Below are 15,168 nucleotides of genomic sequence, written 5' to 3' on the forward strand. Positions count from 1 at the left end.
CGGGTCTCCGAAGGGTTTACCCTGCCTCCGCCCGGACGACCTGACAAGCACCAAGTCGGACGTTACGATTAGGACCCAGCCGAATCACAATAAGCCTGGGCTTCAGCCACATCCAGCGAGCCTTCATAAATCGCCCGGCCGGTAATCGCTCCGGTAATGCCCTGATCGGATACCTGACGCAACGCCTTGATATCATCCATATTGGTAATACCGCCAGAGGCGATCACCGGAATGCTCGAAGCGTTCGCCATCGCCAGCGTCTGCTCCACATTCACGCCCTGCATCATACCGTCGCGGGCAATATCCGTGTAGACAATCGCACTGACGCCATCTTTCTCAAAACGCTTCGCCAGATCCGTCGCCTTCACCTCAGACACCTCGGCCCAACCATCCGTCGCCACCAGACCGTCTTTGGCATCCAGACCGACAATGATATGCCCCGGAAAACGGCGGCACATCTCGGTCACAAACTCCGGTTCCTTCACCGCCTTGGTGCCGATAATCACATACTGGACGCCCGCCTGCAGGTAATGCTCGATCGTCTCGGCGCTGCGGATACCGCCGCCGATCTGGATCGGCAGGTCCGGGTAGGCTCGGGCGATGGCCGTCACCACCTCGCCGTTGACCGGTTTGCCCTCAAAGGCGCCGTTCAGGTCCACCAGGTGCAACCGGCGGCAACCGGCGGCAACCCAGCGTTTGGCCATGGCGACCGGGTCGTCAGAGAATACGGTGGAGTCGTCCATCAGGCCCTGGCGCAGTCGTACGCATTGGCCGTCTTTCAAATCAATGGCGGGGATAATCAGCATTTGGTTGTGGGTCCAGTCATTCAGTTTCGAGGGACATTCTTTACGGCGGATGCGGCCTTCGGCCTTATCCGCCCTACGGAAACTTAGGTAGGGCGGATAAGGCCGAAGGCCGCATCCGCCGTTACCAAAAGTCAGGGCTTGCCATTCCAATCCACAAAATTGCGCAACAACTGCAACCCGGCCGTATGGCTTTTCTCCGGGTGGAATTGCACGGCAAACAGGTTGTCCTGGGTCAGCGCCGCCGCGAAGGTGGTGCCATAGTCGCAGGTGCCGGCCACCTGCTCGGGGTTGCCGGCCTCCACATAGAAGCTGTGCACGAAGTAAAAGCGCGCGTCCTGCTCGATGCCCGCCCAGAGCGGGTGGTGAGTGTGGTGGACCTGGTTCCAGCCCATGTGGGGCACCTTCAGGCGTTGGCCGTCGGCGTCTTTCAGGTCGGCGCCAAAGTAGCGCACCTTCCCCGGCAGCAGACCGATGCAGTCTACGCCACCGTTCTCTTCGCTGCGGTCCATCAGCGCCTGCATGCCGACGCAGACGCCCAGCACGGGCTTGCCGCTGGCGACCTGCTCGCGCAGCAGTTCATCAAATTTCAGGCGCTTGATTTCCGCCATGCAATCGCGAATGGCGCCTACCCCGGGGAACAACACCCGGTCGGCGGCGCTCACCTGGGCCGGATCACTGGTGACCAGTACCTCGGCTTCAGGTGCGACGTGCTCCAGTGCACTGGCCACCGAGTGGAGATTGCCCATGCCGTAATCGATGACCGCTATCTGTTGGCTACTCATAACTTACAGGCTGCCCTTGGTGGAGGGCATCACGCCCGCCATGCGGGGGTCTTCCTCCAGCGCCATCCGCAGTGCCCGGCCAAAAGCCTTGAACACCGTCTCGATCTGGTGGTGGGCATTGTGACCGCGCAGGTTATCGATGTGCAGGGTCACCTGGGCGTGGTTGACGAAACCGTGGAAAAATTCGGAAAACAGTTCAGTATCGAACTTGCCGATGCGCTTCTGAGTGAACGGAATGTCCATCATCAGACCGGGACGACCGGAAAAGTCGATCACCACCCGCGACAGCGCTTCGTCCAGGGGAACATAGGCGTGGCCATAGCGGCGGATGCCTTTTTTGTCCCCCACGGCCTTGGCCACCGCCTGCCCCAAGGTGATACCAATGTCTTCCACCGTGTGGTGGTCATCGATATGGGTGTCGCCATCGCAGGTGATGTCCAGATCGATCATGCCGTGGCGGGCGATCTGGTCCATCATGTGCTCCAGGAATGGCACTCCAGTGTCGAACACGCCCTTCCCTTCACCGTCCAGATCCAGGCTGACGCTGATTTTGGTTTCCAGGGTATTGCGATTGACTTGGGCGCGACGGTTGGCCATAGGATCTCCAGAGACCGGGAAGCAAAAGCGGAATTATACCGCCAGTGCCCCACTGCTGTCATGGTGAAAGCCCCCGACAGGGGCAATGAAAGCATCTGGTTCAGGGAGCAAGTTTGCTAAACTGCCGGTTTTTGATCTGGAGTTCGCCATGCGTGTCCCCCGGGTGTTTACCGACCAGCCCCTGCAGGCCGGATCCACCGTGACTCTTGAAGAGGCGCCCTCCCGCCACCTGGCCAAAGTACTGCGCATGACGCCGGGGCGGGAACTGATTCTGTTTAACGGTCAGGGCGGTGAGTTTACCGCCACTCTGACCGAGTTGGGTAAAAAAACCGTCGAGGCCACACTGGACGCCTTTACCGCCGAGGATCGGGAGTCGCCCCTGGATCTGGAGCTGGCCATTGGCCTGTCTCGGGGGGACCGGATGGACTGGGTGATCCAGAAAGCCACCGAGCTGGGCGCCACCCGAATCACGCCGCTGTTTACCGAACGCACGGAAGTGAAACTCAAGGGCGATCGACTCGAGAAGAAGTGGGAACACTGGCGTCAGGTGATCATCAGCGCCTGCGAGCAGTGCCAGCGAAACCGTTTGCCCACCCTGGCGCAACCTCAGGCGCTGGCGGACTGGCTGGCCGCCGAGCGGACCGCCGGCACTCGCCGATTTGTCCTTCATCACCGCGACAGCAAAGGGCTCCCGGCCCAAGAAGCGCTCACTCACGTGAGTCTCCTGGTGGGACCGGAAGGGGGGCTATCGGAAGAGGAGATCGAGCAGGCTCGGGCATTCGGTTGTGAACCCCTGACGCTCGGCCCCAGAGTAATGCGCACCGAAACCGCCCCGGTAGCGGCCATCAGCCTGGCGCAGTACCTCTGGGGAGATTGGCGCTGAGGCCACCACCAGCGCGGTTTTACAGACTGCTAGAGGAAGAGGACGACGAGCTGGAAGAGGCCGAATCGGAACTGAGGCCGTCCACTTCCTCGACCACAATCAGGTCCGCACGGGACTCGACATAGTGGAACTCCCAGGTACGGAAGGGAATCTCGTCATCGCAAATGGCGTCTTCGTCCGCCTCGCTGAGGCGGTAGTTGAACACCACTTCAACGACGTTTTCATCCTCGGTAATGCTGAACGCGCGAACCCGGTTCAGGTTCAGTTGTTGCGCACACTCGCTGTCGTCGAACCAACCGCTGTCATACAGAATCACCTGCCCGGCCTCAAAATCCGGGGCCACCACGAAATCATCGATATCCCGGTAGGCGTCGATCAGAAATTCGTAGTCTTCCAGGTCGCGAATGATCTCGATGCGCCGACTGTCGACATCCGTCGCGGGAAACCCGGTGTTGTTCCGGTCGGTAGTGCTGTTTTCGTACACAAAGCTGACCGCGACCGGGTCGCGAATTTCTTCAGGCTCGGAGGGGTTGAAAGCTTCTTCGCGCTCACCGCCGCAGCCGATGAGGATTGTGGCCAGCATCGTGGTGATGCCGGCCGTCAGGGTATGGGTTTTCATCCGTCAGTTTCTCCGCGAGGCGGCTCCTTATCGATACCGTCTGATGGGTACAGTCTGGTTGTTGGTCGACCCGAGTCTTCAGACGCGGGTTTTCAGATAGTCCAGGACGCGCTGCTCGAGACCGGGCACATCGGGAATGACCGCGTCTTCCCCCGCCCAGCTGACCTGCATCAGCTCGTAGGGGTTGGTGGGCGAGGCATCGCGCACCTGCAGCTCTTCCGGGGTCACACGGGCCAAGCGCGGCAAGCCCTGAGCAATAAGAGCCACAAAGTGAATATGTTCACTCACCCCGGTGGTATTGAACACGGCTACCCGGGCATAGTTCCCCGGGGTGGGACGAGGCTGGCCATTGAGGCACTCGAAGGAGGCCAGGGGGATGGTCAGATCCCGCCAATGATAGTCGCCCAGATACCAGTCTGGAGCGCCCGGTACATGATCTATCTGACCGACCGGGACAATCTCCGCTACCGAGACGTTGGGTACCAGCAGGGTCTGACCCTGCAGGGGAATCAACAGACTGGCCACTTCCCGGACTTCCGGCGTTTCAGTGAGCTGCGGGGCTTTCATAGGGTCGGACTTCCTCAATCAGTGTTTGCGCTGAAGCGCGGCAGTGGGCACTCAGGCGGTTCGCCAATTCCCCGGGGGTGCCGGTCAACTCGACCGCACCGGTCGCCAGGGCGGCATCGGGCATGGAGGCGCTGGTACAGCTCTGGGGCGTCTGGGCCCAGACCTTGCCCCCGCGCTGACGCACCAGCCGGCAGGCCGCCGCGCCATCATTTCCCATCCCGGTAAAAACAATCAACCCCAGTTGTTCGCCGTAGACCCGGGCGGCGTTCGCCACCAGTTGGTCCACCGAAGGGGCATAGGGGCCACCCCAGGGCTCATCGGCAATGGCCACAGTGCCATTGTCCAACAGGTCCACCCGCTCACAGGCCGTCACGATCAATAGCTGGTTGGCCTGTATCACCGCGCCATCGCTGGCCAGGGCCGCCGGGTACGGACTCTGGCTCATCATGCGCACCAGGGTGCCGGTGTAACTGGTATCAATGTGCTGCACGTAGATGAAAGCGACGCCCAGCCCCGGGGGCAGTGACGACAGAAAATCCTTCACCGCCGCCGGGCCACCGGTTGAGGCGGCCAGGACCCACAGCGCCTTGGCCCGGGGCACCCGCTGCAGGTTGATATCCCCCGCCAACTGCCGCAACTTCGCCAGGGTACGCTTGAGCCAGGCGTTGTGTTCCTCACTACCGGGCCGGTATTCACTGCTGTCGCTGATGATCAGCGGTGCATCGCTGTGCTCAAGGAGCGCCTGTACCGGCTCGGGTGGCTCGGCGTCCGGATCGAGTGCCACATCCACCACCCAGGCATCGGCGCTGTCCGGGGTCGGGCCGTCCATTTGGCACTGATCAAGCATGAGCGAGGCCACCAGCTCGTGGCCCGCCTCGCGCGCGCTCAGGGCCAGGTACTGACGCTTGAGCGGGCTATCGACCAGCAAACCAATTCGCAAGCCCGTCACGGTCAATGCGCCTGCGCTTTTTCCAGAAGCTCGCGGATGTTATTGAGCAGCAGCTCCTCCTGGTAGGGCTTGCCCATGTATTTGTCCACACCGATATTGAAGGCCCGCTCCCGGTGTTTTTCCCCGGTACGGGAGGTAATCATGATGATCGGGATGTCCTTCAGCCGCGAGCTACTGCGCATATTGCTGGCCACTTCGAAGCCGTCCATGCGCGGCATTTCGATATCCAGTAGCATGACATCTGGGATATGGTCCTGGAGCGTAAGCAGTGCTTCGGCACCATCTTTGGCGGTAATGACCCGGAAGCCCTCGCGCTCCAGGAAGCGACCGGTGACTTTGCGCACGGTCACGGAATCATCCACCACCATGACCACTTTTTCCTGTTCATCATCGCGTCCGTAGGGCGTCTCGGCCGGCTCCAGCAGGGTGGCATTGGGCATGCCCAGCGCCAGCTTTTCACGCATGAGGGCGTGGGGATCGAGAATCACCACCACGCTACCGTCACCCATGACCGTGGCGCCGGACACCCCGCTGACCGAACTGAACTGCATGCCCAGGGTTTTCACCACAATTTCACTGCTGCCCAGCAGGCGATCAACCTGCAGTGCCACGGTATGTTCNGCGCTGCGTACCAGCACCACCGGCAGTGGCAGAGACTGACCATCGAGCTTCGGACGGGCATCGCTGTCGAGCATCGTGCCCAGATAACGGACCTGATACTCCTCACCCGCGTATTCGAAGCGCGCACTCTCATCGGAGTAATAGTGTTCCAGCTCAAAGGGGCTGACGCGCACAATACCTTCGATAGTGTTGAGCGGAACCGCGTAGTAGTCGTCGCCAATCTGAATCATGAGGGCGCGGTTCACCGACACGGTGAACGGCAGGCGGACGATAAACTCCGACCCGTGACCNGATTCAGAGTTGATGAACATGGAGCCACCGAGCTGTTTGATCTCGGAGTGGACCACATCCATACCGACCCCACGGCCGGATATCTGGGTTACCTTGTCGGCAGTACTGAAACCGGCATGGAGAATGAACTGCATGATATCCCGGTCACTGAGCTGGGCACCCTCGGTCATCAGGCCGCGCTCGACGGCTTTGGCGCGTACCCGCTCGAGGTTAATGCCCCGGCCATCGTCGGCCAGGCGCAACACCACATCGCCGCCCTCGCGGGCCAGACTGAGCATGATCCGCCCCGCCGCAGGCTTGCCCGCCGCGGTGCGTTCGTCGGCGGTTTCGATACCGTGGTCCACGGCGTTGCGCAACATGTGCTCAAGAGGCGCCACCATCCGCTCCAGTACCGAGCGGTCCAGTTCNCCCTCGACATTATCCAGCTCGAATTCCACATCCTTGCCCAGTTCGGTAGCCGCCTGACGGACAATCCGGCGCAGGCGCGGCACCAGCCGGGAGAAAGGCACCATGCGCGAGCGCATCAGCCCTTCCTGCAGATCGGTATTGATCCGTGACTGCTGGAGCAACAGGGTTTCGGTATCGCGATTCTTGTCCGATAGGGTGTTTTTCAGGTCGAGCAGATCCGAGGCGGACTCCATCAGCGAACGCGACAACTGCTGTAACTGGGAGTAGCGGTCCATTTCCAGCGGGTCGAATTCCTCGTGCGCTTCCATCTGNTCCTGACGGAAAATCACCTGGGCTTCGGTTTCNATATCGAGNCGGCGCAACTGCTCCTGCAGACGCACAATGGTCGAGTCCATNTCATCGATGGCCAGTCCCAGATCACCCACCTGCTCCTCGATNCGNCCCCGGGTAATGGANGTTTCACCGGCCAGGTTAACCAGCTCTTCCAACAACTCGGCGGACACCCGGACCACTTCCTGAGGACCACTGCGACGGGCCGCCAGATGCTGAACCTGGGCGCCGCCATTGCCGCCCCCGGACGCACTGATGGCGCCACCGCTGGGCGGTACCGGAGCCGATGTGGCGGTATTGCCGGGTTTGGGCTTGGGTGTGAACGGCACCACATTGCCCGTTTCNGGGTCCCGGGTGACCGGAACCGGGCCACCGGACTGAGGCGCGGTGGCGCTGGGCGGAGGCGGCTCGACCGCCTCGTCGGGGGCATCACCGGCCATCTGCGAGCGCACNCNGGCGACCCCGGCNTGAATCTTATCCTGGAAGTCCGTCAGACGCTGGAAGAAGGCCCGGTCAATGGTGTCGCGCTCGCGCATACCGATGAGCAGGGTCTCGAAATCGTGNGCCAGATCGCCCACGTCGGTAATACCGGACAGTCGAGCACCGCCCTTCAGGGTATGCAGAGAGCGTTTGAGTTCTTCGGGCAGATCCGGATTGCTCCAGTCTTCCTGCCACTCGGTCAGTGCGCGGTCGATATCTTCCATGAGGTCATCAGCTTCTTCCAGGAAGATTTCCAGGATTTCCTCGTCCACCTCATCGTCGTCGGCATCAGCCGCCTGATCCTGCGTCGACTCCACCGCCGGCGCAGCGGGCTCTGAGGGTTCTTCTTCGACCGCTGGAGACTCTTCTGCAGCGGCTGAAGAGTCTTCCGCAAATGCTGAGGCATTTTCGCTATCCGCTGAGGGCATTTCAGCAACCGCTGAGGGCTCTTCTGCAATCGCGGAGACTTCTTCGCCAGCGGTTGAAGGCTCTTCATCAACGCTGGTTGCCTCTGGCTGGGCATCGGTGNCGTCGTCGGGCGGCAGGTTTTCCAGCAGGCGATCCAGAGGGGCCTGAACGGCNTCGGGGGNCGGTTCAAGGTTCTGTCCAACCGCAACGGCATCCACCAGNTCCAGCAGTGCCATATGCGCGTCAATNAGCTGCTGACACAGGGCATCGTCGCAGGGAATATACCCCTGCTGAATGCCGGCGTAGATCCGGTGCAGCTTGTCGCCCAACTCCGCCATGGGCGGCAGGTTGGCGTGAAGCGCGCCATTGGTCAGGGTGGCCAGTTCGGTCTGCAGCGGCTCAAGCTGTGCGAGATCTTCGGGGTGCTGGCGCCAGTTCTCGATGGTTTGATCCGCATCGAGCAGCAGATTCATTTCTTCGGCCATGAAGATCGCCAGCAGCTCGGGATCAATCGCTTTCTGACCTTCCGCCTGGGCTTCCTGCTGCCGCACGAGCGGCGCTACAAAAATCTCTCGAAGCTCTGCGACCCGCGCCTGGAACTGCCCCAGACGGGGAATTTCCACCGGTTGGCCCTGCTCGATATCGGCCAGGGCGTGGGTCGTGTAGTCCACCGCGTCACGCAGCAGTTGCAGAATATCCTCGTTGATATTCACTTGGTAGGTGCGCAGCTCTTTGACAAACCGCTCCAGCGGCGTGGCCAACTCCGCAATCGGAGTAATGTTGGCCATATGGGCGCTACCCTTGAGGGTATGCAGCGCTCGCTGAGTGGCATCGCTCGGCGGGGTAAACAGCGGCGAAACGTCTTCCATTTCCTGGATGTAGTGATCCACGACCTGCAGGTGGGTCAGCGCTTCCACGCCAAAAATTTCCCACAGCTGGGTGTCGCGGTCGTCATCGTCGTCCTGCTCCGCCCCTTGGGGCCGTTCAATCGACTCAGCACTGGCGGGCTGATCCAGCAGTTCCGCGTAGGGGTCTACGCTCTCCTTCGCCGGTGTCGTCGGCTCGCCGATAGAAACACTGGGCTCCTCACCTTTTGACAGGGCGGCCGCGTACTGCTCGCACGCCTGCGTAAGGCTCGGGTGGGGGTTCGGCTGACCGGTGCGGAATGCCTCGATCATGTCCGGCAGCAGGCTGCGGACTTTCTCGATAACGGCGACGTGATGATCACCGGGTTGGATGGTGCCGTCCAGCACGCGGTTGAGCATGTTCTCGATCGCCCAGGCGAGCTCGCCAATATCGGTCGCCCCAACCATACGGCCACTGCCCTTCAGGGTATGGAAAGCGCGCCGGAATTCGGTCAGAGATTCCTGGTCGGCAAAATTCTGGGCCCAACGGGGGAAGTGTTCGGCAATCGCTTCACTGACCTCGCCGGCCTCCTCGATGAAGATTTCCAGGATTTCTTCATCAACTTCGTGTTCGTCATCGTCGTCCGAGGCCGAGGCATCGACACTATTGGCTTCGGGCTCCGGCTCGCTGGCATCGGCGGCGGCCACTTCGGCCTCCAGAGCATCGACCGAATAACCGTCTGAGGTGTCATCCGGAGACGACGGGTCTGTGGACCCGTCTTCTTCTGGCGATGCATCCTCCGGCTCGTCCAGCAGCGTCTCCGGGTCATTGCTTTCTCCGGCGCCAATCGCCGATTCATAGGCGGCGCTCAGAGCGGCGGTGTCTTCCTCTGCCGCCAACTCGATGTCGGAATCGTCTTCGGGCGACTCCTCNACCACCGGGGCGTCTTTTTCGGCNGCNGCCTTNGCCGCCTGCTGGAGCGANTGGGAAGGCGTCACGGCGTAACCCAGTTGGGCCACGCTCTCTTCGGCAACCCCCAACAACAGGTCGTTTTCCTCGGCGTGCTCGCTATTGAAGCGNTCCAGNTAGTANTCAACGCTGGTAATGGCNTCGGCCAGGGTATCCAGCCGATTCCANTCGGGNGNGACCTCNCCCTCAAGCNNNTGCTCTTCCACAAACCGTGCACAGGCGCCAATAATCCGGGCCGGCCGGGGCAGGGGAATCATGTCCAGNCCGCCGCGAATTTCNCGCAGNGTCACCGGTACCGGCTGAAGGTGCGAGCGATCCCACTGNGAGGCAATGTACTCGACNATGGCATCCTTGGCCTGCTCCAGGCCACTGCGTGATTCACGCAACACCGATTCCTGCGCGCGGGAGAGGTTGAGATCCGCCTGNTCCCGTGCCGGGTTNGCGTCCCGNCCGGCGTTGGCCACCAGNGAGTCCAGCCCGTACTCGATATCCAGTACNTTNCCGGCCAGCGCCATCAANTGATCATCGCCCAGGTCGCTGTCAGANTTCACGACCAGTTCAATCGCCGCGCCCTGCTCGAGNACCTGCTTGCGCANNTCACCGATGCCNAGCACCGCCATGGTGTCNGCCACGCGNTTGATGACCGGCAGAGCCTCTTCCAGCGCCTGNTTCCGNTCCATATCNGACAGGNNGACNTCCAGCGCCTCTTTGACCGCGTCCAGCTCGCCTTTNAGTGCGGTGACCACCGAACTCATNGCCTCCGCATCCGGGGCGGACAACAGGTCCTGCGCCGCNTCGCCGTCTTCACCGCTNTCACGGCCTTCCGGCAANGCGCGCTCAAGCTCGTAGCGNTCGTAAATCACCTGCAANTGGGAGCCACTGGCAAAGCCCGGNGAGTGCTTGCCCGANCGGGCCACGTAGTACAACAGGTTNTTGAGCAGCTGNTCATCCGCCGGGGCAGCCAACACTTTGGTTCCGTGGGCGAGCAGTTGTTTGAGNTCCCGGTCCANNTGCCGCAGCAGGTTTTTGATNGANACACTGGACTCGATGGCATCCATNTCCAGCGCTTCCACCAGCGCCAGACCGATATGCCAGAGCGACTGNCGGGGNGTCCCCCGGGTCAGNTTGTGCAGCCGNTCAAANACCTTTTTCAGGTANGCCAGATTTTCATCNGGATTNACGCCCCGGATAAANCCCGCNGCCGCATACTGATACATCTGGCGCAGTTTGCGCACGGTATCTTTGAACTGGGCGTCGTTGGCCAACAGCGGCANGCGCTCGCCGGACACTTCCCGGGCGGGGCCNAGATAGGGGCTGAACAGTTTGGTCTCGGTCAGCAGGCTTTCGCCCCGCACCGCGCGTAGATCATTGAGTAGCGGCAGGACAATAACCGGGTTGTCACGACGGGAGGTTTTGACCTTTTCGAGATAGATCGGAAACTGCAGGATGGCCCGCATCAACACTTCCTGNGCTTCGGCNGTGTTGGCNACNCTGTCATTGATCATGGCCTGAGCGAGNTTTTCCATCTCCTCAGCCATCATGGCCGCNCCGTANAACTCCACCATCTGCAGGCTGCCGTGCACCTGATGGATGTGAGTCAGGCAAAAACGCAGGCGCGCCTCATCCTTTGGATTCTCCACGTAGGATTCCAGAGCATCGCGAGCCTCTTTCAGGGTGTCGGTAATTTCATGAACCACCCAATCCAAGGCAGCAAAGTTACGGCTGTCTGACATGCGGAGCATTCCTCATTGTTTTTGTCGCTCTTCGCGAACATAGGCTTGCACTTCATCGCCTACCACGCGGCGCAGTTCCGGGTGTTCCCAGTCCACGGCTTCCCCCAGTCCGATAATCAACACGCCGCCCGGTTTGAGGCGGTCCGCAAACGCGTTGAGGATNTCCCGNCGCAACCAGCGACGNAANTAGACCAGCAGGTTCTGACAGAAAATGACGTCCATTTTGATCACGGGCATGGTCCGGATGCGGGTGATATTGCCCTGACTGAAACAGACACGATCGCGCAATTTTCCGGCCACCTCGAATTGCCCGTCATCCGTTCGCGTCAGATAACGCTGAACTTCCTCGGGGTACAGTGGCTCAAGCTTACGCTGTGGGTAACGCGCCCGACGGGCCTGATTGAGTGCCGACTGGCTGATGTCTGTGGCGGTAATGCCGTAATAGGGGGCGAGGTTGGCCAGCTCGAAACAGTCATTGGCGACCATCGCCAATGAGTAGGGTTCCTCACCGCTGGCACAGCCCACGCTCCAGATATCGAAGCTGTTATCCAATTGGCGATTGTCGATCCGGTGTTGCAGAAACCGGCGTACGTATTCAAGGGAGGGACGGTGCCGGAAAAAACTGGTTTCTTTGACCGTAAGCCGATCCACCAGAACGGACCACTCCATCAGGCCGGTCAGGCCGTCTGTGACATCGTGAAAGTACTGATTGTAATCCTCACAGCCCAGCTCACGCATACGGATGGCCACCTGCGACTGCAGCAGGGTTTTCTGCTGGGTCGACAGTTGAATACCCGTGCGCTCCTCCAGCAGTTTGCTCCATTGAACAAACTGGCTTTCGGACAAGTCAGTCGGCGCTTGCAGGGACCAAACCATAAGGTTTCTCTAGGCCTTGAGTGCCACCGCCCGGGACGCGACCGGGCGGTGCTAGTGATTACACCAGTTCGCGATCGGAACGGGGCTTCTCGTGACGATCTTCCGAGTCGCCCTCATCGTCCGGCAACACCTGATCATCCAGCTCGATAACGTCGGATTCATCGACGTCCGCCAGGCTTTCACCTTCTTCCGGGAAATCGAAGCTCTCAATGCTGTCCGCCTCATCGTTCAGATCTGCAAACGCATCGTCATCGCTCTGGGCCGCCGGTGCACTTTCGCGATACCCGATGGGCGCTTCGTCCGACTCTTCCTCCGGCAGTTTGAAACCGGCTACCGATTCGCGCAGATCCAGCGCCATCTCGGCCAGGTTACCAATCGACTGGGCGGTCGCGCTGGTACCGGCGGAGGTCTGGGTGGTAATTTCCTGAATCACGTTCATCGTGTTGGAAATGTGGCCGGCCGAAGAGGCCTGCTGACGGGCAGCGTTCGAAATGTTCTGAATCAGTTCCGCCAGGTTGTTGGATACCGTCTCAATCTCTTCCAGAGCCACACCGGCGTCCTGCGCCAGGCGAGCACCGCGGACCACTTCCGAGGTAGTCTGCTCCATCGAGATAACCGCTTCGTTGGTATCGTTCTGAATGGTTTTAACCAGGGCTTCAATCTGCTTGGTCGCAGCGGCTGAACGTTCTGCCAGTCGCTGCACTTCGTCCGCAACCACCGCGAAGCCGCGGCCCGCGTCACCGGCCATAGAGGCCTGAATCGCGGCGTTCAAAGCCAGAATGTTGGTCTGGTCGGCAATGTCGTTAATCAACGATACGATGTCACCAATCTCCTGGGAGGATTCACCCAGTCGCTTGATCCGCTTCGAGGTATCCTGAATCTGCTCACGAATGGTGTCCATGCCGTTGATGGTGTTCTGTACCACCTTGGCGCCGTTGGTCGCAATGGATACCGCTCGCTCCGCTACCGCGGCCGATTCGGCGGCGTTGGCGGATACCTGATCAATAGTCACCGCCATCTCGTTTACCGCCGCCGAGGCGCCGGCGATTTCCTGGGCCTGGTGCTCGGAGGCTTCGGCCAGGTGCAGAGCGGTCTGCTGGGTTTCCTGGGCCGCGGCGGATACGTTCACCGCCGTTTCGTTGATTCGGGCCACCAGAATCCGCAACTGGTCAATCGTGAAGTTGATCGAGTCGGCAATCGCGCCGGTAAAGTCTTCGGTTACCGTGGCGGTAGTGGTCAGGTCACCGTCGGCCAGGTCGGCCAGTTCGTCCAGCAGTCGCAGAATCGCGTTCTGGTTCCGTTCGTTGGTTTCGGCGGTTTCACTCAGACGACGGCGAGTGCTGCGCAGCAGCAGAATACCGATGACCGCCAAGCACAAGGCGGCCGCAATGGCCAGGGCCAGAATGGTCAGGTTGTTGGGCTGGCGCAGCGGTGCCTGCTCGGCAATCCGGTCCGAAATATCGGAAACCGTTTCAAGCAGCATTGGGGTGCTGTCGAGCAGCGCTTCGTTGGCCTGTAACGCATCAAGCAGAGCGGGCGAGCCTTCGAAAATTTCCTGAATCGAGCTGTTAACAAAATCAAACAACGAGGCAATTTCGGTCAGCGACTCCTGCGCCTCTTCGTCGGTAATCTGAGTGATGCGCATGGCCACATCACCTTCCTGCATCGCCGTCAGTACCCGACCGTAGATGTTGGCATCCAGGTTGAACTGATCCGCCGCGCGCGAGGCGTCGGCGTCACCACGGAGCATTTTGTCCACATTTCGACCGATACGCTCGGCACGCCAGCTCTGCATCTGCGCCTGGGACACCTGCTCCGGCGGTGCGTCATTCTCAAGCAGAATTTCCACGATGTTGTTGTGCTCCGCCTGAAGCTCCGGCAGCGAGTCGTTCAGGGTCCGACCCACCTCGTTCAGGAAGACGATGGTATCGCGGTTGGTCAGAATGGTGTTGGCGTCTTCCTGCACACTGTTCCAGACTTGAGCGTAGGCGTTGAACTCGCGGCTCAACTGCGAGCGGGTGCGCGGATCACTGGAGCGCAAAGAGTCCCACGTGGCCCCCATGGTCGAGACGACCTGCCCCAGCTCATCAAACGCTTCTTCATCACCTTCAATGGCGTCCCGTGACAGGGCCGTCAGACGGTAGGACTGGGCGCGCAATTCAGCGGCCTGCTGCAGGTATTCCTGGTCTCGTTCCAAGCCCTGCTGCACCATGACGTAGGTGACGGGGATCAAAACCAGAAAGCCGATCAGCAAGACCACCAGTACAACCATCGCCGGGTTCGCCCGGACGTTGGCAAACAGGTTTCTGGACTCGGTTTTCATGTAAGCACTCCTGAAGGTGACGTGACGCCTTATTGTTGTTCCTGATTGTGATAATTATGATCGACCGGGACTCATTGACCTCGGACAACCCTGATGACCGCCCCCGGTCAACTAGCTGCGGGCGGCATTGATAAAGCGCGGATCCTGCGCCAGAAACGCCGGGCGAAAGACGGTCCAGCGCTGTCCNTNATGTTCAAAGCTACCCTCGGTGAAGGGCTGAATAACCGCATCGACGGGGCCGGACTCGGCCTGATATTCATCCGTGGGGAAATGCTGCATGCCAAATACCTGATCCACCATCAGCCCGCTGTACAGAGCCTCGGTCTCCAGCACCAACACCCGCCGCTGCTTGCGCCCTCCGCTCAGTTGGGCTCCGAAGAATGCTGCGAGATCAAACAGCGGCAGCAAGCGGCCGCGAACGTTGGCGACACCGCGCACCCAGGACTGAACGCCGGGAAGGTGGGTATAAGGTGGGATCTCCAGCATTTCCGAAATTTCGCCCATCGGTACGGCAAAGCGCTGCCCCATCAACATGAACCCGATGCCACTCCAGTGGGGGCGGATATCGAGTTGTGCCGGCAGACCCCGCGCCGCACTGCGACTGCGTTGAGCCAAGTCTACCAGGGAGTCAAAGGCTGTCTGGGAATCAGACATGGTTACCGCCTGTCTCGTTGTGTCCG

The 15,168-nt window shown here is 60.6% G+C and carries 10 protein-coding genes and 2 pseudogenes; 1 reads left to right on the plus strand and 11 read right to left on the minus strand.

Annotated features, from left to right (window positions below; all coding sequences use genetic code 11):
* Window positions 1-68: 68 nt before the first annotated feature.
* From hisA to hisB, 3 genes are all read right to left on the minus strand, one after another.
* A complete protein-coding gene (gene hisA, locus CMG77_RS03930; RefSeq protein ID WP_286806826.1) occupies window positions 69-806 on the minus strand; it encodes a 1-(5-phosphoribosyl)-5-[(5-phosphoribosylamino)methylideneamino]imidazole-4-carboxamide isomerase in 738 nt (245 codons plus the stop codon).
* Between the two features lie 131 nt (window positions 807-937).
* Window positions 938-1,588, minus strand: coding sequence for an imidazole glycerol phosphate synthase subunit HisH (gene hisH, locus CMG77_RS03935; protein ID WP_286807563.1), 651 nt, complete (start codon window positions 1,586-1,588; stop codon window positions 938-940).
* 3 nt (window positions 1,589-1,591) lie between these two features.
* The gene (hisB, locus tag CMG77_RS03940) at window positions 1,592-2,185 is read right to left on the minus strand and encodes an imidazoleglycerol-phosphate dehydratase HisB (protein WP_024461417.1); all 594 of its coding nucleotides are present in this window, start codon (window positions 2,183-2,185) and stop codon (window positions 1,592-1,594) included.
* 148 nt (window positions 2,186-2,333) lie between these two features.
* Here hisB and CMG77_RS03945 point away from each other — a divergent pair, with 148 nt between their 5' ends.
* Window positions 2,334-3,068: a 16S rRNA (uracil(1498)-N(3))-methyltransferase gene (locus tag CMG77_RS03945; RefSeq protein WP_286807564.1), complete on the plus strand. Its 735-nt coding sequence runs from the start codon at window positions 2,334-2,336 to the stop codon at window positions 3,066-3,068.
* 19 nt (window positions 3,069-3,087) lie between these two features.
* Here CMG77_RS03945 and CMG77_RS03950 read toward each other — a convergent pair whose 3' ends face one another.
* From CMG77_RS03950 to CMG77_RS03980, 8 genes and pseudogenes are all read right to left on the minus strand, one after another.
* Complete coding sequence (locus CMG77_RS03950) at window positions 3,088-3,687, minus strand: hypothetical protein (RefSeq protein WP_286807565.1); 600 nt, start codon at window positions 3,685-3,687, stop codon at window positions 3,088-3,090.
* 78 nt (window positions 3,688-3,765) lie between these two features.
* Complete coding sequence (locus tag CMG77_RS03955; protein ID WP_024461420.1) at window positions 3,766-4,254, minus strand: chemotaxis protein CheW; 489 nt, start codon at window positions 4,252-4,254, stop codon at window positions 3,766-3,768.
* Window positions 4,232-5,203 (minus strand): chemotaxis protein CheB, encoded by a 972-nt coding sequence (locus tag CMG77_RS03960; RefSeq protein WP_286807567.1) that lies wholly within the window; start codon window positions 5,201-5,203, stop codon window positions 4,232-4,234. Before CMG77_RS03960 ends, CMG77_RS03955 begins: the two co-directional genes overlap by 23 nt.
* Before the next feature lie 2 nt (window positions 5,204-5,205).
* Window positions 5,206-9,207 (minus strand): annotated as a pseudogene (locus tag CMG77_RS03965) (Hpt domain-containing protein); the annotation flags it as partial.
* 408 nt (window positions 9,208-9,615) lie between these two features.
* Window positions 9,616-11,298 (minus strand): annotated as a pseudogene (locus CMG77_RS16095) (FimL-related protein); the annotation flags it as partial.
* Window positions 11,299-11,301: 3 nt separating this feature from the next.
* Window positions 11,302-12,165 carry a CheR family methyltransferase gene (locus CMG77_RS03970; RefSeq protein WP_286903647.1) on the minus strand — a complete coding sequence of 288 codons (864 nt, stop codon included), beginning with the start codon at window positions 12,163-12,165 and terminating at the stop codon, window positions 11,302-11,304.
* A gap of 58 nt (window positions 12,166-12,223) precedes the next feature.
* A complete protein-coding gene (locus tag CMG77_RS03975) occupies window positions 12,224-14,488 on the minus strand; it encodes a methyl-accepting chemotaxis protein (protein ID WP_286875617.1) in 2,265 nt (754 codons plus the stop codon).
* A 111-nt stretch (window positions 14,489-14,599) separates the two neighbouring features.
* Entirely contained in the window at window positions 14,600-15,142 is a 543-nt protein-coding gene (locus tag CMG77_RS03980) for a chemotaxis protein CheW (RefSeq protein ID WP_286903648.1), read from the minus strand.
* Window positions 15,143-15,168: the final 26 nt, after the last annotated feature.

This window comes from Marinimicrobium sp. (genome assembly GCF_002695945.1).
Classification (GTDB): Bacteria; Pseudomonadota; Gammaproteobacteria; order Pseudomonadales; family Cellvibrionaceae; genus Marinimicrobium; species Marinimicrobium koreense.

Excerpts from the sequence above, each read along its gene's own strand:
- hisA (WP_286806826.1), bottom strand. The coding sequence starts at position 806 with ATGCTGATTATCCCCGCCATTGATTTGAAAGACGGCCAATGCGTACGA.
- hisH (WP_286807563.1), bottom strand. The coding sequence starts at position 1,588 with ATGAGTAGCCAACAGATAGCGGTCATCGATTACGGCATGGGCAATCTC.
- hisB (WP_024461417.1), bottom strand. The coding sequence starts at position 2,185 with ATGGCCAACCGTCGCGCCCAAGTCAATCGCAATACCCTGGAAACCAAA.
- CMG77_RS03945 (WP_286807564.1), top strand. The coding sequence starts at position 2,334 with ATGCGTGTCCCCCGGGTGTTTACCGACCAGCCCCTGCAGGCCGGATCC.
- CMG77_RS03950 (WP_286807565.1), bottom strand. The coding sequence starts at position 3,687 with ATGAAAACCCATACCCTGACGGCCGGCATCACCACGATGCTGGCCACA.
- CMG77_RS03955 (WP_024461420.1), bottom strand. The coding sequence starts at position 4,254 with ATGAAAGCCCCGCAGCTCACTGAAACGCCGGAAGTCCGGGAAGTGGCC.
- CMG77_RS03975 (WP_286875617.1), bottom strand. The coding sequence starts at position 14,488 with ATGAAAACCGAGTCCAGAAACCTGTTTGCCAACGTCCGGGCGAACCCG.